Origin of the sequence: Sphingomonas sp. CFBP 8760 (assembly GCF_014841615.1) — a bacterium.
Classification (GTDB): Bacteria; Pseudomonadota; Alphaproteobacteria; order Sphingomonadales; family Sphingomonadaceae; genus Sphingomonas.
Map to the genome: position 1 here is coordinate 26,196 of NZ_JACYUG010000012.1, position 22,806 is coordinate 49,001.

At 68.9% G+C, this 22,806-nt stretch carries 21 protein-coding genes; 13 read left to right on the forward strand and 8 right to left on the reverse strand.

Features of this window, described 5'->3' with window-relative positions:
* The first annotated feature begins 28 nt into the window (after positions 1 to 28).
* Together IFT82_RS14375 and IFT82_RS21215 are read left to right on the forward strand one after the other, a co-directional pair.
* Positions 29 to 1,063, forward strand: a complete 1,035-nt coding sequence (locus tag IFT82_RS14375; RefSeq protein ID WP_244646773.1) for a GGDEF domain-containing protein — start codon at positions 29 to 31, stop codon at positions 1,061 to 1,063.
* A 284-nt stretch (positions 1,064 to 1,347) separates the two neighbouring features.
* Entirely contained in the window at positions 1,348 to 1,470 is a 123-nt protein-coding gene (locus tag IFT82_RS21215; RefSeq protein ID WP_274602245.1) for a hypothetical protein, read from the forward strand.
* A 41-nt stretch (positions 1,471 to 1,511) separates the two neighbouring features.
* Here IFT82_RS21215 and IFT82_RS14380 read toward each other — a convergent pair whose 3' ends face one another.
* Both IFT82_RS14380 and IFT82_RS14385 read right to left on the reverse strand, forming a co-directional pair.
* Positions 1,512 to 2,132 (reverse strand): YbhB/YbcL family Raf kinase inhibitor-like protein, encoded by a 621-nt coding sequence (locus tag IFT82_RS14380; RefSeq protein WP_192127984.1) that lies wholly within the window; start codon positions 2,130 to 2,132, stop codon positions 1,512 to 1,514.
* Positions 2,133 to 2,198: 66 nt separating this feature from the next.
* Positions 2,199 to 2,711, reverse strand: coding sequence for a hypothetical protein (locus IFT82_RS14385; RefSeq protein ID WP_244646774.1), 513 nt, complete (start codon positions 2,709 to 2,711; stop codon positions 2,199 to 2,201).
* An 80-nt stretch (positions 2,712 to 2,791) separates the two neighbouring features.
* Between IFT82_RS14385 and IFT82_RS14390 the strand changes: the two genes are divergently transcribed.
* Positions 2,792 to 3,223 carry a DUF1810 domain-containing protein gene (locus IFT82_RS14390; RefSeq protein ID WP_199860511.1) on the forward strand — a complete coding sequence of 144 codons (432 nt, stop codon included), beginning with the start codon at positions 2,792 to 2,794 and terminating at the stop codon, positions 3,221 to 3,223.
* A 21-nt stretch (positions 3,224 to 3,244) separates the two neighbouring features.
* Here IFT82_RS14390 and IFT82_RS14395 read toward each other — a convergent pair whose 3' ends face one another.
* A complete protein-coding gene (locus tag IFT82_RS14395) occupies positions 3,245 to 3,760 on the reverse strand; it encodes a YciE/YciF ferroxidase family protein (protein ID WP_192127988.1) in 516 nt (171 codons plus the stop codon).
* A 333-nt stretch (positions 3,761 to 4,093) separates the two neighbouring features.
* Here IFT82_RS14395 and IFT82_RS21345 point away from each other — a divergent pair, with 333 nt between their 5' ends.
* From IFT82_RS21345 to IFT82_RS14420, 5 genes are all read left to right on the forward strand, one after another.
* Complete coding sequence (locus tag IFT82_RS21345) at positions 4,094 to 5,098, forward strand: DUF11 domain-containing protein (protein ID WP_207105792.1); 1,005 nt, start codon at positions 4,094 to 4,096, stop codon at positions 5,096 to 5,098.
* 26 nt (positions 5,099 to 5,124) lie between these two features.
* Positions 5,125 to 5,577 carry a hypothetical protein gene (locus tag IFT82_RS14405; RefSeq protein ID WP_192127992.1) on the forward strand — a complete coding sequence of 151 codons (453 nt, stop codon included), beginning with the start codon at positions 5,125 to 5,127 and terminating at the stop codon, positions 5,575 to 5,577.
* Positions 5,578 to 5,612: 35 nt separating this feature from the next.
* Positions 5,613 to 6,737, forward strand: a complete 1,125-nt coding sequence (locus IFT82_RS14410; RefSeq protein ID WP_192127994.1) for a DUF11 domain-containing protein — start codon at positions 5,613 to 5,615, stop codon at positions 6,735 to 6,737.
* Positions 6,738 to 6,808: 71 nt separating this feature from the next.
* Positions 6,809 to 11,764, forward strand: coding sequence for a DUF11 domain-containing protein (locus tag IFT82_RS14415; RefSeq protein ID WP_192127996.1), 4,956 nt, complete (start codon positions 6,809 to 6,811; stop codon positions 11,762 to 11,764).
* Positions 11,761 to 12,279 carry a hypothetical protein gene (locus IFT82_RS14420; protein WP_192127998.1) on the forward strand — a complete coding sequence of 173 codons (519 nt, stop codon included), beginning with the start codon at positions 11,761 to 11,763 and terminating at the stop codon, positions 12,277 to 12,279. Before IFT82_RS14415 ends, IFT82_RS14420 begins: the two co-directional genes overlap by 4 nt.
* A 121-nt stretch (positions 12,280 to 12,400) precedes the next feature.
* On the opposite strand, the gene ppc is transcribed toward IFT82_RS14420, so the two are convergent.
* The 3 genes from ppc to IFT82_RS14435 all read right to left on the reverse strand — a co-directional run bounded on the left by ppc (position 12,401) and on the right by IFT82_RS14435 (position 16,255).
* On the reverse strand, positions 12,401 to 15,079 hold the full coding sequence (gene ppc / locus IFT82_RS14425) for a phosphoenolpyruvate carboxylase (protein WP_192128000.1): 2,679 nt from the start codon (positions 15,077 to 15,079) through the stop codon (positions 12,401 to 12,403).
* A 111-nt stretch (positions 15,080 to 15,190) separates the two neighbouring features.
* Positions 15,191 to 15,634, reverse strand: coding sequence for a hypothetical protein (locus IFT82_RS14430; protein ID WP_244646775.1), 444 nt, complete (start codon positions 15,632 to 15,634; stop codon positions 15,191 to 15,193).
* Positions 15,635 to 15,688: 54 nt separating this feature from the next.
* Positions 15,689 to 16,255, reverse strand: a complete 567-nt coding sequence (locus IFT82_RS14435) for an HNH endonuclease (RefSeq protein WP_192128002.1) — start codon at positions 16,253 to 16,255, stop codon at positions 15,689 to 15,691.
* A gap of 63 nt (positions 16,256 to 16,318) precedes the next feature.
* Here IFT82_RS14435 and gluQRS point away from each other — a divergent pair, with 63 nt between their 5' ends.
* The 5 genes from gluQRS to egtD are packed head-to-tail and all read left to right on the forward strand — an operon-like array spanning position 16,319 to position 20,317.
* Complete coding sequence (gene gluQRS / locus IFT82_RS14440) at positions 16,319 to 17,251, forward strand: tRNA glutamyl-Q(34) synthetase GluQRS (RefSeq protein ID WP_192128004.1); 933 nt, start codon at positions 16,319 to 16,321, stop codon at positions 17,249 to 17,251.
* A gap of 9 nt (positions 17,252 to 17,260) precedes the next feature.
* A complete protein-coding gene (locus IFT82_RS14445) occupies positions 17,261 to 17,488 on the forward strand; it encodes a twin transmembrane helix small protein (RefSeq protein ID WP_192128006.1) in 228 nt (75 codons plus the stop codon).
* Positions 17,489 to 17,495: 7 nt separating this feature from the next.
* The gene (locus IFT82_RS14450) at positions 17,496 to 18,044 is read left to right on the forward strand and encodes a cob(I)yrinic acid a,c-diamide adenosyltransferase (RefSeq protein WP_192128008.1); all 549 of its coding nucleotides are present in this window, start codon (positions 17,496 to 17,498) and stop codon (positions 18,042 to 18,044) included.
* A 33-nt stretch (positions 18,045 to 18,077) separates the two neighbouring features.
* Complete coding sequence (gene egtB / locus IFT82_RS14455; protein WP_192128010.1) at positions 18,078 to 19,346, forward strand: ergothioneine biosynthesis protein EgtB; 1,269 nt, start codon at positions 18,078 to 18,080, stop codon at positions 19,344 to 19,346.
* The gene (egtD, locus tag IFT82_RS14460) at positions 19,340 to 20,317 is read left to right on the forward strand and encodes an L-histidine N(alpha)-methyltransferase (protein ID WP_192128012.1); all 978 of its coding nucleotides are present in this window, start codon (positions 19,340 to 19,342) and stop codon (positions 20,315 to 20,317) included. Before egtB ends, egtD begins: the two co-directional genes overlap by 7 nt.
* 6 nt (positions 20,318 to 20,323) lie before the next feature.
* Here the strand turns inward: egtD and IFT82_RS14465 are convergent, their stop codons facing one another.
* Both IFT82_RS14465 and IFT82_RS14470 read right to left on the reverse strand, forming a co-directional pair.
* Positions 20,324 to 21,958 carry an ATP-binding protein gene (locus tag IFT82_RS14465; protein ID WP_192128021.1) on the reverse strand — a complete coding sequence of 545 codons (1,635 nt, stop codon included), beginning with the start codon at positions 21,956 to 21,958 and terminating at the stop codon, positions 20,324 to 20,326.
* Positions 21,959 to 22,041: 83 nt separating this feature from the next.
* Positions 22,042 to 22,779 carry a TIGR02186 family protein gene (locus IFT82_RS14470; protein WP_192128160.1) on the reverse strand — a complete coding sequence of 246 codons (738 nt, stop codon included), beginning with the start codon at positions 22,777 to 22,779 and terminating at the stop codon, positions 22,042 to 22,044.
* Between the last annotated feature and the right edge of the window lie 27 nt (positions 22,780 to 22,806).

Below are 22,806 nucleotides of genomic sequence, written 5' to 3' on the forward strand. Positions count from 1 at the left end.
ATGACGATCGAACACGGGGAGCATGGTAATGGGAGATGCCAGTATGGTCTGGCGAACGCGCAACGAGGGGCTGTTCCTTCGAATCGGCGCGTTCCTGACGGAACATCGGCTGAGTCCCGATCCGGAACATTACCGGCTGGCCTACGCCATCCTGCACGATCTGTCGGGTGAGCCGGCACGGGAGGCCGTTCGCCTGACCAAGGACGGTGCGCGTCTTGGCCGGGAGGAGCTGGAGGCGCTGGTCGCCAAGGCGACGACCGCGGCCGATGCCGCCGTGCCGCATTGGCAGGATGGTCAGGCCGATGCGATGCCGGATCAGCAGGTGCAGGATCTGGTTGCCGCCACCCAGGCCCAGGTCGACGGTGTCGCCGACATCGTGCGCACGATGCGGCGCGACAATAACGGCTTCGGTCGCGATCTGGCCCGAAGCGCCGCCGAGATCGGCTCGGTCCCGCCGAGCGCGTTCGATCGCCTGTCCAACATCACCGGCGGGATGATCGCCCGCGTCCAGGAAGCCGAACGACGCCTCGCCCGCGCGACCGACGAAACCGAGGAGTTGCGCCTGAAACTGTCGGAGGCGCATGCCATCGCGCGGCGTGATCCGCTGACTGGCCTGCCTAACCGCCTCGCCCTGTCCGAAGCCCTCGCCGCCCGGGACGACGCCGTCTATTGCCTGGCGCTGTGCGACGTCGACCGGTTCAAGCGGATCAACGACCAGCATGGCCACGGCGTCGGTGATCGCGTGCTCAGCATGATCGGCCACGCGCTTGCCGATCATTGCGCCGGCCATCTGGTCACGCGGTATGGCGGCGAAGAGTTCGCGGTGCTGCTGAAGGGGCTGAACGTCGCGGAAGCGGCACGGCTGCTCGACCGCGCGCGCGCCGCGATCGCCGCCCGACGCCTGCGCAACCGGGAAACCGACGAACCGATCGGTGCCGTCACCTTCTCGGTCGGGGTCACCACGATCCGCCCCGACGAGACTACCGACACGGCGACCGAGCGTGCCGACAAGCTGCTCTATACCGCCAAGGCACAGGGCAGGGACCGGGTCTGCGCGCGCTGAGGCGATCCGGAACGATGTCTGGCGGATTTCACCATACCGACCGGTGAAATCCGCCACCGGACAGAATGGACTTCATCGAAAACGCCGTAATATCAATGGCCTGATAAACTGGCACGGCAGGTGCAAAGCATGGGATATCGGTGCCGATCGGCGGCACCGATACCTCGGAGAATCACCATGTCGACCACCTTCCAGTCCGCCCGCCAGTTCCTCTGCACCTCGGTCGCGGCGCTGGTCTTCGCGACGATCGCGATCTGCACCGCCGTTCCCGTCCTGCCCATCGCGTGATCGCGGCACCCTGCACGACGGAACGCCCCGCCATGAAACAGACCATCCTTGTCGGCCTGATCGGTCTTATCTCCACCGTGATCGTCATCGCCGGTAGCGGCCCGGTGATGATGGCATGACCCGCCCCTGATTTCGATCAGGTGATCCGGTCAGGCGTGCCTCACGCCACCGCGCCGACAGCCCCTACCGGCCCCACCGGCGCTTCCTCCATCCGCGAATAGGTGCCGACCAGCAGGCCGGCGGCCAGCACATGCCCGGTCATCGCCGCGACCAGCGCGCTGCGGCCGGGACTGGCACCGGGATCGGGCGCAGCACCGTCCAGCGCGAACAACTGGAACGCATAACGATGCTCGCCATGCCCGCTCGGCGGATCGGGCGGCAGCCAGCCCTCGCGAGCATAGCTGTTGCGACCGACATCGCGGGCGCCGTCGCCATCGCCATCCGCCATGATCGCCCCTTCCGCGAGCGACCCCGCCTCCGCCGCCAGTCCCCATATGACGGCATGGACCAACGGTTGCGGCGTCGGCGAATCGGCATCCTCGACGATCAGCGCCAGCCATCCGGTGTCCGCCGGCAGATCGCGCCACAGCAGCGGTGGCGACACGCCTTCCCCGTCCGCGGTGAAGCGTTCCGGCAATCGCGCCCCGTCCGCGAAGGCGGGACTGGTCAATGCGATCTCGCCGAACGGGCCGAGCGACTGCTGCGCGATCGTCAGCTTGTCGGTGCCGGCCCGCACCCCGCGCAGCGCCTTGCCCAGCCATTGCGGTACATGTTCGAGCATCGGCTTCTCCTTATGCCTGGACAAAACGCGTCGGCGCGGGGTTGTTCCGCGATCAGGGTTCCGCGATCAGGCCGTGGGGCAGGGGCCGGGACGACGGTCGGTACCGGCCCGCGTGGTCCAGCGGCTGGTGTCGCCCATCGTCTGCTTGTCGTGATAGCAGAAGGCGGCACCGTTGGCATCGCCATCGGCCGTGACCAGGATCGTCCAGTTGCGCGCGTCGCACCGCTGCTTCTCGCAACCGTGCATGCCGATCCGTGGCCCGTCGGCGAAGATTCGCCGCTGGTCGGTATCGCGACCGATGATGCGGCGGCGCAGGTCCGCCTCGGGCACCGCCTCGATCAGGGCGTTGGCGACCTCGGTGCGGTCGAAGAAGGAAACGCCATCGACGGCATCGCGGGGATGATGCCCGACATAGGCGGTCAGCGGCACCGTGTTCGCCTGCCCCGCGACCGGCGCGGGCGCCTGCGTCACCGGCGGCACGAATTCGGGTGGTGCCAGCGTGGCCGGATCGTCGTCGCGCTTGCCGCAACCGGCGATGGTCAGGGTGATGAACAACAATGCCATGGGCCGACCGCGCATCGACATTTTCCCTTTCCTCTCCCCATCTTGCGGGGGAACGTCCGAGCGCCGCAATGGGTTGCCGGTATCGGAGATTGCCGATGATCCATGACCTGTCCCGCTTCGTCAACGCGCAAGCCACCAGTTATGAGGCCGCGCTGGCGGAACTGCGCGCCGGCCGGAAACGGAGCCACTGGATGTGGTGGATCTTCCCCCAGATCGCCGGGCTCGGCCGCAGCGACACCGCCCGCCACTATGCGATCGTCTCGGCGGACGAGGCATCCGCCTATCTGGCGCATCCGTTGCTGGGGCCGCGCCTGCTGGCCTGTACGCAGGCGGTGGCGGCGGCACCGGGCAGTGTCGAGCAGATCATGGGCGGCATCGATGCGCTGAAACTGCGATCGTCGATGACGCTGTTCGCCGCGGTGGCCGACGATCCGGCCCCGTATCGCATGGTGCTGCAACGATTCTTCGGGGGCGCGCCGGATGAGGCGACGTTACGCCTGATCGAAGGATCGCCCGCCACCCCATAAGGGCGGCGGGCGACATCCGGCTTACGCCTCGGTGAGTTCGGCGCGGGCGTTCAGCTTCGACTCGGCCAGCTTGGTCAGCTTGTCGTCGGTGGCCTTTTCCTCGGCCAGCGTCTCGCTCAGCAGGCGGACGCTCTGTGCCTGACCGACCTGTCCGGCCCAAGCGATCAGCGTGCCGTAACGCGCGATCTCGTAATGCTCGACCGCCTGTGCGGAGGCGGTCAGCGCGGCATCCAGCACCGCCTTGTCGGCGATCTCGCCCGCGACCTCGTTGGCCTCCTTGATGATGCCGTCGATCGCCGGGCACGTGACGCCCTTGGGCTTCAGCCCTTCGAGCTCGAACACCTGCTCCAGCCGGGCGATCTGGCCTTCGGTTTCGCGCAGATGCGTCTCGAAGCCCATGCGCAGTTCGGCATCGGTGGCCTTCTCGATCATCTTCGGCAATGCCTTGGTGATCTGTTGCTCGGCATAATAGACGTCCTGAAGCTGGTGGACGTACAGGTCACGCAGCGTCTCGATATCCTTGGTGAACAATCCCATGATAGTGTCCCGTCGCTGATGATGAAGATGGTCACCACGCGCGTTCGACCGTCGCGTGGTGTGTGGTATCAACGACTTGCGGGTCGCTAGGTTGCGCCGGGCCGCACGGTTCGGCCGATCGGCGCGACGATTCGCCGCCATCCGGCACCGATCGGCGCCAGATCGATTTCATTCGATCCCCCAGCACGCCGCCGACATCAAAAAATTGCGCGAAAAAGGATCGGATTGCTTCGGATAGCCCAGATATCTGCAAAAAAGAGACAGTATTGGGTTCGTAAATTTTACTTAAGCACAACACTGCATTTTCCCCGGGAACCAATCGGGGACTAAAACGTGCAGGCACAGGCGGACAGCAGAAAGAACGTCGCGATGCGACGCCTGCTGTCGGCGTTCGTCCTGCTGGCGGCTACCGGTGGCGGACTGCCGCTGGCCGCGCAGACCCGTCCGGGCACCGTCATCACCAACACCGCCGCGGTCGCCTTCACGCTTGACGGGGAGGATCGCCGCGTCCCGTCGAACAGCGTCACGCTGACCGTCGCCGAACGGCTGGACATCGCCCTGGCGTCGGGCGGCGCGGCGCCGACGCTGGTCGCGCCATCCACCCCGCTCGCCGTGCAGCTGACCAATACGGGCACCGGCCGCGAAGCCTTCGCGATCGAGGCGAAGGCGACCGTGGCGGGCGTGACCGTGGCGGGCATCGCGATCGATGTCGACGGCGACGGACGCTTCGATCCCGCGATCGATACCATGCTCGCCGGCACCACGCCGCCGCTGGCGCCGGGCGAGACGCTGCGCCTGCTGGTCCTGATCGCACCGGTGTCGGGTGTCGGCGCGGCGGATGGCGTGGTGACGGTCACCGCCCGCGCCGCCACCGGTTCGGGAACGCCGGCCGATGCGTTCGCCGGCACCGGCGATGCCGGCGGCGATGCGGTGATCGGCGCGACCGGCGCGAGCGCCACCATCGACCTGCCCTTCGTCGCGATGTCGCCGGATATGCCGACCGATGACCCCGGCGAGGCGCCGGTCGATGCGCCGACCCTGGTCAAGACGCAGTCGGTGCGCGCCACGGACGGATCGGCGCAGGCGACCAGCGGCGCGATCGTCACCTATACGCTGGTCGCCCGCTTCCCCGGCGCGACGCGCGATGCGCGGATCGACGATCCGATCCCCGCCGGCACCCGCTACGTCCCCGGCAGCCTGACGCTGGACGATACGGTGCTGACCGATGCAGCCGACGACGATGCCGGCGGCATGGAGGGGGACATGGTCGCCGTGACGCTGGGCGACGTTCCCCCCGCCGCGATCCGCACCGTCCGGTTCCAGGTCCGCCTGCCATGATCCCCCTCACCCCAAGGACTGTCTGCATGATCCCGTTCGCCAGCCTGGCGGCCATCGCCGTGGCCGCCGCGGCCGCCGCGCCGCTTCACCTCGAAACCCGTGTCCTCGCCGAACAGCCGGTGGCGACGGCGGGCGCCGTACCGGCGCTGGCGCCCGCACGCCGGACCCTGCCCGGCGATCCGCTGGTCGTGGAGCTGGCCTATCGCAACACCGGCACGGCGGCGATCACCGGGCTGGTGCTGGCCAATCCGATGCCGCGCGGGCTGGCCTATCGTGGGGCGCAGCCATCCTCCCCCGCCCCCGAGTTGTCGGTCGACGGCAACCGCTTCGGCCCGCTCGGCACGCTGACCGTCGCGCTGCCCGGCGGCGGCACCCGGCCCGCGACCGCCGACGATGTCACCCATGTCCGCTGGCGGCTGTCCGCCCCGCTGCCCGCCGGCGGTGCCGGCCGCCTCGCTTTCCGGGCCGTCGTCCGGTGACCCGTTCCATCAAAACCCATCAGGAGAACTCGATCATGCCTCCCCCCGCCCTGCGGTCCCTGCTGTCGGGGGGCGCCGCGATCGCCACCCTCGCCGCCGCGACGCCGGCCCTTGCCCAGACCGCCCCCGTCACGCCCGCCGGCACCGTCGTCAGCAACACGGCACAGGCCACCTATACCGTCAACGGCAACGCGCAGAGCACGCCGTCGAACACCGCGACCTTCGTGGTCGATCGCAAGGTGAACCTGGCGGTGGTCGCCGCGCAGAGCGCCACCACCTCGGTCAATTTCGGCGACACCAGCGTCGTCACCACCTTCCGCGTCACCAACAACACCAACGCGACGCAGGATTTCCTGCTGACCCTGGCGCAACTGATGCCGGTCGGCCTGCTGACGGGCGCGGACAATTTCGATCTCGACAATGTCCGCATCGTCGTCGACGCCGATGGCGACGGATTGTACGATCCGGCGGTCGATACCGCGACCTTCATCGACGAACTGGAAGCCGACAAGACCCGCGCCGTCTTCGTGATCGGCGACATTCCGTCGAACAATCCCGCCGCCACCGGCGCGCAGATCGGGTTGCAGGCGATCGCCGCCATCGGCGGCGCGCGCGGAACGCAGGGGACGCCGCTGATCCCCACCCCGCTCAACACCGTGAACCAGGATGCGGAGATCGACGTGGTCTTCGCCGACAACGACAATGACGGGCTGCTCGGCTTCGATGCGGCGCGCAACGGCCGCGCCTGGGCCTATGCCAGCTTCGCGGTGACGACCACCAATGTCAGCCTGACGGTGACGAAGTCGGCGTCGGTCGTGTCCGACGGCATCAGCACGCTCAATCCCAAGGCGCTGCCGGGCGCCATCGTGCAATATTGCCTGACCGTGCAGAACGCGACGCCGTCCACCCCCGCCGCCAACGTCAACCTGACCGATATCGTCCCCGCCAACACCACCTACATCCCCGGATCGCTGTCGGTCGGCGGGATCGGCGCGAACGGGGTGTGCCTGTTGAACGGCGTCAGCATCGCCGACAACGGATCGGGCACCGGCGCCTATCGCGGCTCCTATGATGCGGGCACCCGCACCGTGACCGCGACGATCGCAACCGTACCGGGTGGAACATCGGTCGCCGCCAGCTTCCGCGTCACGATCGACTGATTTTTTACTCATACTATTGGAGAATGCCCAGTCCGGTGCGCGGCCCCCCGCGCGCCGGAACGGCCCCCTGCATGTCCGTGATCCACCGCCTCGTGCGCCTCGTCGCGCTGTATCTCGCCTGCCTCGCCATCGCGGCGGCGGGGCAGACGACGCGCGTGGAGAACACCGCGACGCTGCGTTTCACGGCAACCGACGGCACGACCCGCGCGATCGCGTCGAACACCGTCACGCTCGATACGATCCGCGCGAAGCAGCCCACGACGCTGCGCTTCTACCGCCCGCCGCCCACCTACGAGATGACCGGCATGGAATGCCGGACGACGCCGAGCCTGTCCTTCACCCCCGCCCCGATCGACCAGACGACGCTCGCCGCCTCGCAGGAGGTGAAGACGCTCGACGTGTACAGCGACATGCTGCTGGTGATCGAGAACCGCGCCGGCAACCACGATGCCGGGCTGCGCGAGACGACGGTCATCACCGCCGGTGTCGGCAATACCATGATCAAGGTGCCGCTGCGCGAGACCGGCGGCGATACCGGCGTCTTCGCCGGCGGCGTGCCCGCGACGGCGACCGGCAAGCACCCCGAACTGCGCGCCTGCGACGGCCGTGCCCAGCGCGGCGTGCGCATCACCCTGTCGTTCGATGAGGATGCGGAAAGCCTTTCCTCCGCCCAGTCGCTGCTGATCGATCCCGCCGGCTTCGTCTTCGATTCGCGCACCGGCGTGCTGATCGACGGGGCCACCGTGTCGCTGGTCGATGCCAATGGCCAGCCGGCGACGGTGTTCGGCGACGACGGGGTCAGCCGCTATCCCTCGACCATGGTCAGCGGCAGCGCGATCACCGATGCCGGCGGCACCTTCTATCCCGCCCAGCCAGGGCGTTACCGGTTTCCGCTGACCCTGCCGGGTGTCTATTACCTGCGCATCCAGCCCCCGGGGGATTACACCGCTCCCTCCATCGTGCCGCTCGCCACGTTGCAACGCCTGACCGATCCCCGCGGTCAGCCGTTCATCCTGAACGACGCCAGTTTCGGGCGGTCGCTGACGCTGTCGACCCCCGATCCCTTCTATGCCGATATTCCGCTCGACCGGCCCGACGAGGCGAAACTGCTGCTGACCAAGACCGCCTCGGTCCGCGATGCGGTGCCCGGCGATGTCGTGCAATATCGCCTGCGGCTGGCCAATCGCGGCGACCGCGTGGCGCAGGCGGTGCGGATCACCGATCACCTGCCGCCCGGCCTGCGCTATCGTCGCGGTTCGACCCGCGGCACTGCTGAGCCAGAGATGGCGGCGGACGGCCGCTCGCTCGTCTTCCCGCTCGCGCCGCTGCGCGCCGGGGCGACCACCGAGATCAGCTATATCGTCTCGATCGCCCCCGGTGCGCCGATGGGCGAGGCGGTGAACCGCGCGCAGGCGGATGGTGACGGGCTGACCAGCAACGATGCCGCCGCCTCCGTCCGGTTGCAGCCGCTGCCCTTCACCGACGCGATGACCGTGATCGGCCGCGTGACCGAGGGCGATTGCGGCGATCCGGTCGACAAGCGGCGGGGCATCGCGGGTGTGCGGCTGATGCTGGAGGACGGCAGCTTCGCGGTCACCGATCGCGACGGCCTCTACCATCTCGAAGGCGTGCCGGCGGGACGCCATGTCCTGCAACTGGATACCGCCAGCATCCCCGCCAGCCATGCGGCGGTCGCCTGCGACGCCGATACCCGGCAGGCGGGCAGCGCGATCTCCCGCTTCGTCGAGGGGCAGGGCGGCCTGCTCAAGCGCGTCGATTTCCAGTTGAAGCCGACCGGGCGGACCGCCGCCGCCGCCGATGCGCTGCCGATCGTGGCCGAGGGCGATGCCCTCGCCGCCGGCAACCGCGACTGGCTGGCCGGCGCGCAGCCGGGCACCGACTGGCTGTTCCCCGCGATCGGCCACAATCCCCGCTCGCCCGCGCAACGGGTGGTGGTGAAGCACGCCCCCGGCCAGCGCATCACGCTGACGATCGACGGTGTCGCGGTCGATCCCCTCGCCTTCGACGGCACCGAACAGGGCACCGGCGTCGCCGTGTCGCGCTGGACCGGCATTCCCCTGCACGAAGGCGACAACCGGCTCGTCGCGACGGTGCGGGGGGTGGACGGCGGCATCGCCACCGTGCTGACGCGCGATGTCCATTATGCCGGCGCCGGCGTGGTCGCCACCTTCGATCCCGCCCACAGCCGGCTGGTCGCGGACGGCCTGTCGCGGCCGCTGCTCGCGGTCCGTGTCGTCGACCGCGACGGTCACCCGGTCCGCGCCGGTACCCCCGTGCCCTTCCGCGTCGACCAGCCCTATCGCGCCGCGCCGACCGTGACGGGCGAGGGCGCCCGCGCCCGCACCGGCACCGACCGCGCGGAGATGACCGCGCAGGTCGTCGGCGACGACGGCATCGCCTTCCTCACGCTCGCGCCGACGACGCAGGCGGGCGCGGTCCATGCCGTCGTCACGCTGACCGACGACCGCCGGGTCCAGCGCAGCGAAATCCGCACCTGGCTCGCCGCGCCCGCGCGCGACTGGATGGTGGTCGGGTTCGGCGCCGGCTCGCTCGGCTACGACACGTTGCGGACCAGGGCGAGCGCGCTGCCCCGCGGCGCGCGCGGCGCGCTGGTCACCGACGGGCAGCTCGCCCTCTATGCCAGCGGCCGCATCCGGGGATCGTGGCTGCTCACCATGGCCTATGACAGCGACCGTCGCGACGATCCGCGGCGCGGCATCGCCGACACGATCGATCCCGACCGCTACTACACCGTCTATGGCGACAGCGCGGTGCAGGGGTATGACGCGGCGAGCCGGCGCAAGCTGTACCTGCGGCTGGAACGGCGTGAGGCCTATGCCCTGTTCGGCGACATCCGCACCGGCTTCACCGACACGCAGCTGACCCGGTACAGCCGCACGCTGACCGGGGCCAAGGCGGCATATGAAGGCCGCACCCTGCGCGCCACCGGCTTCGCCGCGCGGGTCGACACGCGCTATGCCCGCGACGAGATCCAGGGCAACGGCCTGACCGGTCCGTACCGGCTGGCGCAGCGCGGCATCGTGCCCAACACCGATCGCCTGCATCTGGAGGTGCGCGACCGCTTCCGTTCCGAACGTATCCTGTCCACCGTGCCGCTGACCCGGCACATCGATTACGAGATCGACATCCGCCTCGGCACCGTCCGCTTCCGCGATCCCGTGCTCAGCCGCGATGCCGGGCTGAACCCGCAGTTCATCGTCGCCGAATATGAAGTGGAGGCGACCCGCGCCAACCGCCGCGCCGCCGGCGGGCGGATCGCCGGCCGCACCGGCGATGGCCGGGTCGAGATCGGCGCCACCCTGATCCGCGACGAGACGCTGGGCAACGCGACGGTCGGCGGCGCCGATCTGCGTGCGCGCCTGGGCAATGCCACCGAACTGCGTGGCGAATTCGCCGGCGGCGGCCGGCGCGGGCTGGCCGACGGCCTCGCTTGGCTGGCGGAGGCGGAGCATCACGGCGCGGGGGTCGACCTGCTCCTCTATGGCCGGCAGCAGGACGTGGCCTTCGGCGTCGGCCAGCAGAATCTGGTCGAGGCGGGCACGCGCAAGCTGGGGATCGACACGCGCCTGCGCCTTGCCCCCCGGCTCGATCTGACCGCGACCGGCTGGTACCAGACGCAGTTGATCGGCACCGGCGAACGGATCGCGGGCGATGCGCGGCTGGAATATCGCCGCGCCGCCGGCACCCTGTTCGCGGGCGCGCAGATCGCGCGCGACCGGGGGCTGGACGGCCGCGACCGCGACAGCCTGCTCCTGACGCTGGGCGGCACGCACGCGATCACCGACCGGCTCACCCTGTCGGGCCAGACCCAGGTCGCCCCCGGCGGCCGCAAGGAAAGCGTCGATTTCCCCGCCCGCCAGCAGGTGACCGCATCGTGGCGCGCCACCGACGCGGTGCGCCTGATCGCCGGATACGAGCGGGCGGACGGCGCCGATTTCGCCACCAACACCGTGCAGGCGGGGTTCGACCTGACGCCGTGGCGCGGCGGCAAGCTGACCAGCACGCTGAACGATCAGGCGACCGGGGTGGCGGGCCGCCGCACCTATGCGCAGTACGGCCTCGCCCAGTCGGTGCCGCTCGGCGGCGGCTGGAGCGTGGAGGCGACCGTCGATGCCGCCGACACCGTGCGTGGCCGGATACCCGTGGCGGGCGGGATCAACGCCTTCCAGCCGGCGGCGTCGGGTGGCTATCTGTCGGCCACGCAGGTGAACGGCGACTATCGCGCGATGACGCTGGGCGTGGCGTGGCGCGCGGCGCGCTGGGCATGGAACGCCCGCATCGAACAGCGCGATGCGACGGCGGAGGACCGGTTCGGCTTCACCGCCAACCTGCTGCGCACGCTGGGCGGCGGCGGCACGGTCGCGGGCGGGGTGCGGACGTGGCGGGTCACCGACCGGGCCGGCGCGCGCGCGATGCAGTCCGACGCCGACCTCGCGCTCGCGCTGCGCCCGTTCGACAGCCGCTGGTCGATCCTCGAACGGCTGGAGTTGCACCGCGAACGCGCCGACGCCGCCTTCACCGGCACGCAGATGACCGACCGGATCGTCAACAACCTCGCGCTCAACTATCGCACCGGGCCGGAAGGCGCGGGGCACGGCATGGAGGCGACGCTGCACCACGGCATCCGCTACATTCGCGGAAAATTCACCGGCGATGCGTATGACGGGCTGATCGACGTGACCGGGTTCGAACTGCGCCACGATATCGGCCACCGGTTCGATGTCGGCGTGCAGGCGTCCGTCCAGCACGCATGGAGCGGACGCGACGCCTGGGCATGGAGCGGCGGACCATCGGTCGGCGTGTCGCCGGCGGGTAATCTGTGGCTGACCGCCGGCTACAACGTCGCCGGCTACCGCGACCGTGATGCCGGCGCCGACCGCTACACGCGCAAGGGACCCTATGTGACACTGCGGATCAAGGTGGATCAGGACAGTGCGCGCACCGCGATCGACGCGGCGCGGGCATTGCTGGGGATCGGGCGATGAGGGCGGCATGGTGGATCGCCGCCACGTTGCTGGCGGCCACGGCGGCAGGGGCGGCGGACCTGACGATCACCAAGTCATCGACGCTGGTGTCCGACGATCTCAGCCTGCTCAATCCGCGCGCGCTGCCCGGCGCGGTGGTGGATTATGCGATCACCGTGCGCAATCCCAACCCGATCACCACCGTCGTGGGCACGGAGGTGATCGCCGACACCATCCCCCCCAACGTCTCGCTGCGGGTCACCGACTATGGCCTCCCCGGCAGCGGCCCGGTGGAATTCGCGGACGGCAACCTGTTGGGACTGGGGCTGCTCGGCACCGGCCTGTCGATGCGCTGGACGGCGCTGAACAGCACGACCGACGGCATCGAATTCTCGAACGGCACCGGCTGGACCTATGTCCCCGTCCCCGATGCTGCCGGTTACGACCCCCGCGTCCGCGCGATCCGCGTCACGCTGACCGGCGCGCATACCACCGGCACCAGTTACCGGCTCCGTTTCCGCACCCGGATCAACTGAGAAGATTGCCGTTTTTTGTCATGGCGAGCGCAGCGAAGCAATCCAGCGCCCGGTGCGCGACGCCCTGAATTGCTTCGCTGCGCTCGCCATGACGGAGTGAGGGGGGCGAATGTTGCCCCCTTCACCCCGAATTGCGCAGCGCGGTGGCGATGGCGTTGATCGACAGCAGGATGCCCTCGTTGATCCGCGCATCCTCCTCGCCCGCGCGGTGGCGTTTCATCAGTTCGATCTGGAGCAGGTTGAGCGGTTCGATATAGGGCAATCGCAACCGGATCGACTTTTCCAGCGCCGGGCTTTTGTCCAACAATCGGGATTGGCCGGTCACCCGCAACAATCCGTCGTGGGTCTGATCCCAACCGGAACGGATGGTGTCGAAGAACGGGCGAAGCGGTTCGTCGACCAGCGCGGCATAGCGCGCGGCGATCGCCATGTCCGATTTCGCCAGCACCATCTCCATGTTCGCCAGCGTCGCGGCGAACAGCGGCCACCCCTCCGCCATCTCGGCGAGCAGGCCCTGATCGGGATGCGCGGCGATCGCCTGCCCCACCCCGTACCAGCCGGGCAGCATCACCCGTGCCTGTGCCCAGCTGAACACCCACGGGATCGCGCGCAGATCCTCGATCCGGTCGGATTTGGTGCGGCTGGCCGGGCGGCTGCCGATCTTCAAATTCGCGATCTCCGCGATCGGCGTCATCTGCCGGAAAAAGGTGCGGAACGTATCGTCGCCGTAGACGAGGTCGCGATACGCGCGGAATGCGGTGGCTGACAGCGCGTCCATCGCCGCGCCGAACGCCGCGCTTTCCGTCGCCGACACGCGCGGCGGCTCCAAGCTGGCGAGCACCGTCGCCGCGGCCATCGCCTCCAGATTGGTCGCGGCGCTTTCGCGGGTGCCGTATTTGGCGGCGATCATCTCGCCCTGTTCGGTGATGCGGATGCGCCCCTGCACCGTGCCCGCCGGCTGCGCGCGGATCGCCGCGAAGGCGGAACCGCCACCGCGCCCCACCGCGCCGCCGCGCCCGTGGAACAACTGCATCCCCACGCCCGCCGTCTCGAACACCGGGGTCAGCGCGGTCGATCCCTTCGACAGTCCCCAGGTCGAGGTCAGGTAGCCGCCGTCCTTGTTGCTGTCGGAATAACCGATCATCACTTCCTGATGGCCGCGCGCCTGTGCGATCACCGCATTCTCGGGCATCGCCAGCCAGTCGCGCATGATCGCGGGCGCGGCATCCAGATCCTCGATCGTCTCGAACAGCGGCACCGCCATGATCGCCGCCTCGGGCGTATCGCCGGGGCGGTACAGGCCGGCTTCCTTCAGCAGCAGGTTCACCTCCAGCAGGTCGGAGACGGACTTGGCCATCGACACTATATAGACACGGATTGCCGCCGTCCCGAACCGCCGGTGCGCCGCCGCCGCCGCCTCGACGATCGCCAGTTCGGACGCGGTCTCGTCCGAATAGGGCTGGAACCGGCTGGTCAGCGGCCGCGCATTCGCCAGTTCGGTGCGAAGCAGCGCGACGCGCGCCGGCTCGTCCAGCGACAGGTAATCGTCCTCGACCCCGGCGACCTTCAGCAGTTCGGCGACGACGCGTTCATGGACGGCGGAGTTCTGCCGCAGGTCGAGCGTGGCGAGATGGAAGCCGAAGACGTCGACCGCCCGGATCAGCCGCGCCAGCGCCCCGCTCGACGCCAGCGCGCCGCCCCCGGCCCCGGCGGTCGCCGCCAGTCCGCGCGCGATCGTGACCAGATCGGCGCGGAACGCCGCCGGATCGGCATAGGGTTCGCCGTGCAGCCGTCCGGGGCGCGGCGCCGGCTTGCCGCTGAGCGCCAGATGCGTCGCGGCGAGCCGGGCGTAGATACCCGACAGCGCCCGGCGGAACGGCTCGTCGCGACGGCTGCCGGCTCCGTCTCCGCTCGCGTCGGCTAGCGCCTCCACCGTGTCGCTCACCGCCGCGCGGTGCGACGAGATCGACAGTTCGGCGCCCAGCGCATGGACGGTATCCAGATAATGGCCGATCACCGCCTCCGCCGCCCGGCCCAGCGCCAGCGACAGCGAGGCGGCGGTGACGTTGGGGTTGCCGTCGCGGTCGCCGCCGATCCAGCTGCCCGGACGCAGGAACCCCGGACAGCGCCGGCCCAGCACCCGGTCCCATCGCTGATACAGCGCGGGGATGGTCGGCAGGAACACGTCGCGCAGATACGACAGCGCCGTCTCCACCTCGTCCGCCACGCCCAGCCGGTCGCGACGCAGCGCCCGCGTCTGCCACAGCAGCGCGATCTGGCGGCGGATCGCCTCCTCCACCGCATCCCCGTCCGGCGTTTCCGCCAGACCGGCATCGCGCATCGCCATCAGTTCGGCGATGCGGTTGCGATGATCGATCATGCTTTTCCGGCGCACCTCGGTCGGATGCGCGGTCAGCACCGGCGCGACGAGGCCCTGTTCCAACAGCGCGACGACCCGGTCGCGGTCGATCCCCTCGCCCGCCAGCCGGTCGAGTACGGCGGCCATGTCCGCGCCCTCCTCGACCGCGATCCCCTGCCGGTCCTCCGCCAGATTGGCGAGCATCGAGAACAGCATGAAGCCGCGCACGAATTCCAGCGTATCGTCCAGATCGAGTCGTTCGAGTTGCAGGTCGATCGCGGTCTCGTCCGCCAGCCCGCGATGCCGCTCCACCGACGCGCGCCGGATCGTCTCGGTCGCGGCGAACAGCGTCTCCCCGCCATAATCGCGGATCACGTCGCCCAGCAGCGTGCCGAGGAAGCGGATGTCGGGATCGTTCGCGATCGGGGGAAGGCTGGTCATGCCGTATTGCTGCGCTGCGGCAGGGTGGAGGTCAAGCCGGGACGACCGCCAGGCCCATCGCGCACGGCCTTATTGTGCCCGCCCTGTCGCTCGCGCCTTATTGCTCGCGCCTTATTGCTCGCGCTTGTACGGCTCCGTCTTGTCGATCGCCGCCGACGCATCGGGATCGCTGCGCGCGGCCTCGCGCTCGTCGGAGGTGATGGTGCCGTCGTGATTGGCATCGACCCGGTCGAACCAGCCGAGCATCCCTTCCGAGAACTCTATCGCGGAGATGCGGCCGTCCTTGTCGCGGTCCAGCCGGTTCAGGCGGGAATTGCGGCTGGGCAGCTCGGTCTTGTCGATGAATTCGTCGGCATCGCGATCCAGCGCGCGGAACCGGCGCGTCATCGCGCTGCCGAAATCGAGGCGGGAGGTGACGGAGGGGGGCGTGAACGACGCCGCCTTCGCATCCGCCGCCGCCCGCTTCTCGTCGTCGCTCGGTCCGCAGCCGGCCACCGCCAGCCCGGCCGCGACGACCCCCGCCGCCATCCATCCCGCACCCGTCAATCGCATCATGATCCCCTGTCGGCCAGATACCGGCCACCCGTCGGTTCAGGGGGGTACCGGTCGTTACGCATCCAGCTCAACGTCCCAATACAGCCAGTCGTGCCATGTCTGGTGCAGGTAATTCGGCGGAAACGACCGGCCATGCTCCTGCAGGTGCCAGTTGGTCGGCCGGATCGGCTCGACGTGCAGCGGCATCGACGCCTGTCGCGGGGTGCGCCCGCCCTTCTTCAGGTTGCACGGCGCGCAGGCGGTGACGACATTCTCCCACGTCGTCCGCCCGCCCTGCGCGCGCGGCACGACATGGTCGAACGTCAGGTCGCGGCCATGGCCGCAATACTGGCAGGCGAACCGGTCGCGCAGGAACAGGTTGAACCGGGTGAAGGCGGGGAATTGCGACGGCCGCACGAACTGTTTCAGCGCGATCACCGAAGGCAGCTTCAGCGACAGGCTGGCGCTGTGTACCTCGCGCTCGTAATGAGCCACCACATCGACGCGGTCGAGGAACATCGCCTTGACCGCGGTCTGCCACGGCCACAGGCTGAGCGGATAGTAGGACAGCGGCGTATAGTCCGCATTCAGCACCAACGTCGGGCAACTGTCCGGATGTCGGATCAGGTCGGGATGAAACACGAGCCCTCCCAAGCAATACCAATCAGGTCCGGAGGCGCTGTCGCCGACGGGCGTGACAGGGGTATGACAGCACGCCGACCGATTCCGGGTCAAGGGGTTCGTGACGAACCGACCCCGACATCCGGCCCACCCCCCGCCCCCCGCCCCGGCTGCGTCACCCGTTTCGCGCCCAGCCCGACCGGGCGGCTCCACCTAGGCCATGCCGTCTCCGCGATCCGCGCGCACGATCTGGCGGTGGCGCGGGGCGGCCGTTTCCTGCTGCGGATCGAGGATATCGACGGCACCCGCAGCCGGCCCGAACATGTCGGGGCGATCCTCGCCGATCTCGCATGGCTGGGCCTCGCCTGGGAGGGACCGGTGTTCCAGTCGCAGCGGCTGACCCTGTACGACGATGCGCTGGCGACGCTGACGGCGCGGGGGCTGCTCTACCCCTGTTTCTGCACGCGCGCCGATATCGCCGCCGCCAGCCTGTCCGCCCCGCATGGCACCGCCCCGCCCTATCCCGGCACCTGCCGCCGCCTGGCCGCCGCCGAGGTCGCGGCGCGGCGCGACCGGCCGCATTGCTGGCGGCTCGACATGGCCGCCGCCGTCGCCGCCACCGGCCCGCTCGACTGGCACGACGCCACCGCGGGCCACGTCGCTGCCGATCCGCTGTCCCATGGCGACGTGATCCTCGCGCGCAAGGATGCGCCGGCCAGCTATCACCTCGCGGTCACGGTCGACGATGCCGCGCAGGGCGTGACCGACATCGTCCGGGGCGCGGACCTGTTCGCCGCGACCCACGTCCACCGCCTGCTCCAGGCATTGCTCGCGCTGCCCACCCCCGCCTATCACCACCACCCGCTGCTGATGGGCCCGGACGGCCGCCGCCTGGCCAAGCGCGATGGGGCGCCGACGCTGGCCGCTATGCGCGACGATGGAGAAGATGGCCGCGCGCTGGCCGATCGGCTGCGCCGGGACATCCTGTCCTATGGCTTTTCGGGTGCGACCACCTAAATTGAGGTCATGAATACGTTCCTCGTCATTCTGCTGATCGCCGCGATGATCGCGACGGTCGTGGCACTGGTCCGCGGGATCATCGCCTTCCTTCAGGAATCGAGCGCGGCGGTGAAGGGCGGTGGCCCCAGCCAGGCATCGCTCAAATCGAACCGGATGATGCAGCAGCGTATCTTCTTTCAGGCCGGCGCGATCCTGATCGTCGTGCTGATCCTGTTCGCCGCCGGCCGGACCTGACCCGGCCTTGGTCAAGCTCAACAGGATCTACACCCGCACCGGTGACGATGGCACCACCGGGCTGGTCGACGGGTCGCGCATCGCCAAATCCGATCCCCTGATCGCCGCGATCGGTGACGTGGACGAGGCGAACAGCGCGATTGGTGTCGCCCTCGTGGCGGTCCCGGCCGGTGCGGTGCGCGACGAGCTCGGCCGTATCCAGAACGACCTGTTCGATCTCGGTGCCGATCTCGCCACGCCGCTGTCGATCGAAGGGGCGTTGCGGATCGTCCCCGGACAGACCGCCCGGCTGGAGACGGCGATCGATGTGCTGACCCATGCGATCCCGCCGCTCACCAGCTTCATCCTGCCCGGCGGCAGTCCGGGTGCGGCGGGCGTGCATCTGGCACGGGCGATCGTGCGTCGGGCCGAACGCTCGGTGGCGGCGGTGCCGGCGGTCAGCCCGGTGGCGGCAACATATATCAACCGCCTGTCGGATTACCTGTTCGTCGCGGCGCGGGCGTTGAACCAAAATGGGGCCGACGACGTTCTGTGGGTTCCGGGGGGAACGCGCTGAGCCGATCGGCCGGTTCGTGAACGAGGCATAGACATGGCGACCGCGGCAAAAGCATTCGACGCATCGGCCTTGGTCGATCGATACCGCGCGGTCCGTGCGCTCAGCATGGCGTTGGTCGAACCGCTGTCCGATGCCGATGCGACCGTGCAGTCGATGCCCGATGCCTCACCCGCCAAATGGCATCTCGCGCATACGACGTGGTTCTTCGAAACCTTCGTATTGCGCGACCACGTATCCGGCTATGCCCTGCACGATCCGCGCTGGCCCTTCCTGTTTAACAGCTATTACGAAGCGGAGGGTCGCCGGCACGCCCGTGACCGGCGCGGCATGATCACCCGTCCGACGCTGGACGAAGTGAGGGCCTACCGCGCGCATGTCGATGCCGCGCTGGCGGCTGCCTTGCCCTCGCTGCCCATCGCCGCGCGGGAACTGGTGGCACTGGGATGCCATCATGAGGAACAGCATCAGGAACTGCTGGTCACCGACGTGCTGCACCTGCTGTCGGAAAATCCGCTCGAACCCGCGTTGTGGCCGGCGGCGCGCAAGGTACCAGTGGCGATGCCGAACCCGATCCGCTGGATCGAGGGGTCGAACGGAATCGTGCAGGTCGGCCACGACGGCGCCGGTTTCGCGTTCGATTGCGAGGGACCACGTCACCCCGCGCTGCTTACCCCCCATGCCTTGGCCGACCGCACCGTGACCAATGGCGAATGGGCATCGTTCATCGCCGACGGCGGCTATCGCGAGGCGCGCTGGTGGCTGGCGGATGGCTGGAACTGGGTGAAGACGAACGCCATCGCCGCCCCGCTCTACTGGGAGGACGCCGATGGCGGCTGGACCCGCTTCGGCCTCGACGGTCGTCGTCCGGTCGATCCCGCCGCGCCGGTCACGCATGTCAGCTTCTACGAGGCGGATGCCTATGCCACTTGGGCGGGAGCACGCCTGCCGACCGAAATGGAATGGGAAGCCGCCGCCGCGCTGCACGATGCCGCTGGCGGCAACCAGATGGATACCGCCGGTCCGGTAGAACCCCGCCCCGCGACCGACGACGCCGGCGGCCTGTTCGGCGATGTCTGGGAATGGACCGGCAGTGCCTATCGCCCGTATCCCGGCTTCCGGACCGCAGAGGGCGCGGTCGGCGAATATAATGGCAAGTTCATGAGCGGGCAGTTCGTGTTGCGTGGCGGCAGTTGCGCCACCCCGCGCGGCCATGCGCGCGCCAGTTACCGCAATTTCTTCTATCCGCATCAACGCTGGCAGTTCACCGGCGTCCGTCTCGCAAAGGACCTGCCCGCATGTTGAAGCCGGAGGCCGAGGACGGCCAGCACAGCCTTGCCGATCCCGCCTTTCGTGCCGATGTTCTGGCTGGCTTCGCTCGCCGTCCCCGCGCGATCCCCGCGCGCTGGTTCTATGACCGGCAAGGGTCGGAACTGTTCGAGCAGATCACCGACCTGCCGGAATATTATCCGACGCGGACCGAGATCGGCATCCTTGAGACGCTATGCCCAACCCTGTGCGAGCATATCGGGCAAGGGCGCGCGGTGGTCGAATTCGGCTCCGGCTCTTCGGCGAAGACCCCGATCCTGCTCCGCTCCGTCGCGCCGTCCGCCTATGTGCCGATCGATATCTCGGGCGATTTCCTGCGTGCGTCCTCGAAGACGTTGTCGGCGGCCTTTCCCGATCTGCTGGTGCTGCCGTTCGAGGCGGATTTCATGCGCCCGCTCGCCCTGCCGAGGACGATCGCCGATGCGCCCAAGCTGGGCTTTTTTCCCGGCTCCACGATCGGCAACATGACGCCGCTGATGGCGACGGACCTGTTGCGGGCGATGCGCGCGTCGCTGGGTGAAGGCGCGATGCTGCTGATCGGGATGGACCGGATCAAGAGCGCGGATATCCTCGTTCCCGCCTATGACGATGCCGCCGGCGTGACGGCGGCATTCAACATGAACCTGCTGGCGCGGATCAACCGCGAACTGGGCGCAGCGATCCCGCTCGACGCGTTCCGCCATGTCGCGCGCTGGAACGACGACCGCGCCCGGATCGAGATGCATCTGGAGGCGGTTCGCGACATCGACTTCACGATCGACGGCCACGCCTTCGCGATGGCTGCAGGCGAGACGATCCATACCGAAAACAGCCATAAATACGGCCCCCGCGACGCCCGTATCCTGCTGCGCACCGGTGGCTGGACGCCGGTGGCGGAATGGACCGATCCCGATGGCCTGTTCGCGGTGTATCTGGCGGAGGCGCAGGCGGAGCGACCGGCCCCGTAAAGGCCGTTATTTCCCCTGCGAGCGCCAGCGCTTGATCGTCCGCGCGATGATCGCGTCCTCGCCGCCGATATCGCGCCACAGGGCGGAGAAAACCGGATCGTCGGAGGCGGGCCGCTTGCCCTCCTCCAGCGCGTCGAACGCGACGCGGATCGGGATCGCCACGCCTTCGCCACATATGATCGCCTCACGGTTGCGCAGCGCCGGGATCGTATCGAGAAACCCGCGCGCGCCCTCCGGCATCGCCGCGCGCACGAAAGCCTGATCGCGATCGTTGTTGAGGCGCATCGCGATGATCGTGCCGCATTGCGACAGCACGCCCTCCGCCAGATCGGAGGGCCGCTGCGTGATAAGGCCCAGCGAGACGCCGTATTTGCGCCCTTCCTTCGCGATCCGCCCTAGGATACGGCCGACCGCGCTGTCCGTTTCGCGCCCCGCCGGGATGTACCGGTGCGCTTCCTCGCAGACCAGCAGGATCGGCCGTTGCGCCTCGCCCCGCGCCCAGATCGCATAGTCGAAGGTCATCCGGCTGAGCACCGCCACCACCACGGCGGTGATATCCGATGGTACGCCCGATACGTCGACGATCGAGATCGGCTTGCCCTCTCCCGGCATCCGGAACACCCGCCGCAGAAATTCCGCCATCGTATCGGCGACCAGCATTCCGGAGAACATGAAACCGTAGCGCGGATCGGCCCTGATCTCGTCGATCTTGGTCCGCAGCCGCAGATAGGGGGCGGTATCACCCGCCCGGTCCATCTTGCCCATTTCCAACCCGATCAGGTTGGTCAGATCGGACAACAGGTACGGCACCGGCGCATCCACCGTCAGTCGCGCGATCTCCTGCCCCAGCCGGCTCTTGGCCTTGGCGGCGAGCAGGCATTTGGCCAGGATGTCGGCATCGATCTGCCGCGCCGAGCCGGCTGTGGTCAGGAACACCTCGCAATGTTCCTCGAAATTCATCAGCCAGTACGGCATCTGCAGGTTCGACACGTCGAACACCGCGCCGGTGCCGGCAAAGGCGGCGCCATATTCGCCGTGGGGATCGATCATCACGATATGGCCCTGCGGCGCGAGAGCGCAGATGCGGTGCAGGATCAGCGCGGTCGCGGTCGACTTGCCGGTGCCGGTCGATCCCACCAGCGCGAAATGCTTGCCCAGCATCGCATCGACATACAGCGCGGCGCGCACATCGGCGGTGGGATGGACGGTGCCGATGCCGATCGTGGCGCGATCGTCGGCAGCATAGATTTGGGTCAGGTCGGCGGTCGTGACCGGATAGGCCACGCACCCCGGCATCGGATAGCGGGTCACCCCCCGGCGAAAGCGCTGGAGCAGGCCGGTCGCCGGTTCCTCATCGCCCTCGCCCAGAAAATCGATCTCCGCCGCGATGGCATCATCGGCGGATGCCAGCGACCGGATGTTGGCGATCAGCCATTGGCCGCCGACCCGCAGCTTGATCTGGCTGCCCACCTGCCCGGCCGCCGCCGCGACCGGATCGGGGGACAGCGCCGCCGCAGCCACCGCCGCCCGGTCCAGCACCACCCGGCTGCCTGCCCCCGCCACCGCCGTGATATGGCCGATCGGTGCGGCATCGGTCGGCATCGCGTGAAGAAAACCGTCGAGCCGGGGCCGTTCTGACATGGAATGATCTCATCGATACGCTGCTGGCCACCGCCATAGCCGGCAAGGCGTAAACAACGGATGACGGTGGTTTATTCCGCTTCCTACACCCGGCGCGCGACCCAGCCGGCGAACCAGCCCAGCGACACCGACAGCAACACCGCCGTCAGTCCGTAGAGTACCGATGATCGCTCCGCCGCGCGCGCCACGAACCGCTCGAACCCCGATTTGCGGATATCGATGTCGCGTACCGCCGCCGCCAGCACGCGGCCGTCGCGGATCAGGAACGTCTCCGCGGTGAAACGTCCCACCGGCACGCGTGCGGGAATGGTGACGCGGGCACGGTAGAGGACGCCATCAGTGATCTCCACCGCGCGTGGCGTCTCGATGTACAGGCCGCTGCGGGCCTTCAGTTCCACCAGCCCGCGCCCGAACCGTGCCTGCTCCTCCGCCGGCGCGGTCGATACCGGCGACAATTGCAGGCTGTCGAGGCCCAGTTCGTAGATCGCGCGCGTCCGTTCATCGACCAGTTCGCCGATCGGGCGGGACGAGGCGATGGCATAGAAGGACGGCGCCGACCGGTATCGCGCCCGTGCGGCGTTGACCCAGATGCCGGCGACCTTTTCCTTCTCCCGCACCAGGATCGACTGGGTCGGCCCCTTCACCACCACGACGATGTCGGCGGGCCGCTCCCCCGCGGGCACCCGCCCGCCGGGATAGAGGATTGCGCCGAACAGCAGCAGATCGGCCCCGGTGAAGCTGTAGACGATCTCGATCGACCGTTGCGACACGTCCGGCACCAGCACCGGCTTGGCCTGCGCCAGCAGCAGCGGTGCCGCCATGGCGAGCGACAGTGCGGGTGCAGTGGC

Excerpts from the sequence above, each read along its gene's own strand:
- ppc (WP_192128000.1), bottom strand. The coding sequence starts at position 15,079 with ATGACCAGCCTTCCCCCGATCGCGAACGATCCCGACATCCGCTTCCTC.
- IFT82_RS14380 (WP_192127984.1), bottom strand. The coding sequence starts at position 2,132 with ATGCTCGAACATGTACCGCAATGGCTGGGCAAGGCGCTGCGCGGGGTG.
- IFT82_RS14405 (WP_192127992.1), top strand. The coding sequence starts at position 5,125 with ATGATCCCGTTCGCCAGCCTGGCGGCCATCGCCGTGGCCGCCGCGGCC.
- IFT82_RS14410 (WP_192127994.1), top strand. The coding sequence starts at position 5,613 with ATGCCTCCCCCCGCCCTGCGGTCCCTGCTGTCGGGGGGCGCCGCGATC.
- IFT82_RS14395 (WP_192127988.1), bottom strand. The coding sequence starts at position 3,760 with ATGGGATTGTTCACCAAGGATATCGAGACGCTGCGTGACCTGTACGTC.
- egtB (WP_192128010.1), top strand. The coding sequence starts at position 18,078 with ATGGCGACCGCGGCAAAAGCATTCGACGCATCGGCCTTGGTCGATCGA.
- IFT82_RS14415 (WP_192127996.1), top strand. The coding sequence starts at position 6,809 with ATGTCCGTGATCCACCGCCTCGTGCGCCTCGTCGCGCTGTATCTCGCC.
- IFT82_RS14445 (WP_192128006.1), top strand. The coding sequence starts at position 17,261 with ATGAATACGTTCCTCGTCATTCTGCTGATCGCCGCGATGATCGCGACG.
- gluQRS (WP_192128004.1), top strand. The coding sequence starts at position 16,319 with ATGACAGCACGCCGACCGATTCCGGGTCAAGGGGTTCGTGACGAACCG.
- egtD (WP_192128012.1), top strand. The coding sequence starts at position 19,340 with ATGTTGAAGCCGGAGGCCGAGGACGGCCAGCACAGCCTTGCCGATCCC.
- IFT82_RS14420 (WP_192127998.1), top strand. The coding sequence starts at position 11,761 with ATGAGGGCGGCATGGTGGATCGCCGCCACGTTGCTGGCGGCCACGGCG.
- IFT82_RS14465 (WP_192128021.1), bottom strand. The coding sequence starts at position 21,958 with ATGTCAGAACGGCCCCGGCTCGACGGTTTTCTTCACGCGATGCCGACC.
- IFT82_RS14470 (WP_192128160.1), bottom strand. The coding sequence starts at position 22,779 with ATGGCGGCACCGCTGCTGCTGGCGCAGGCCAAGCCGGTGCTGGTGCCG.
- IFT82_RS14385 (WP_244646774.1), bottom strand. The coding sequence starts at position 2,711 with ATGCGCGGTCGGCCCATGGCATTGTTGTTCATCACCCTGACCATCGCC.
- IFT82_RS14390 (WP_199860511.1), top strand. The coding sequence starts at position 2,792 with ATGATCCATGACCTGTCCCGCTTCGTCAACGCGCAAGCCACCAGTTAT.
- IFT82_RS14375 (WP_244646773.1), top strand. The coding sequence starts at position 29 with ATGGGAGATGCCAGTATGGTCTGGCGAACGCGCAACGAGGGGCTGTTC.
- IFT82_RS14430 (WP_244646775.1), bottom strand. The coding sequence starts at position 15,634 with ATGATGCGATTGACGGGTGCGGGATGGATGGCGGCGGGGGTCGTCGCG.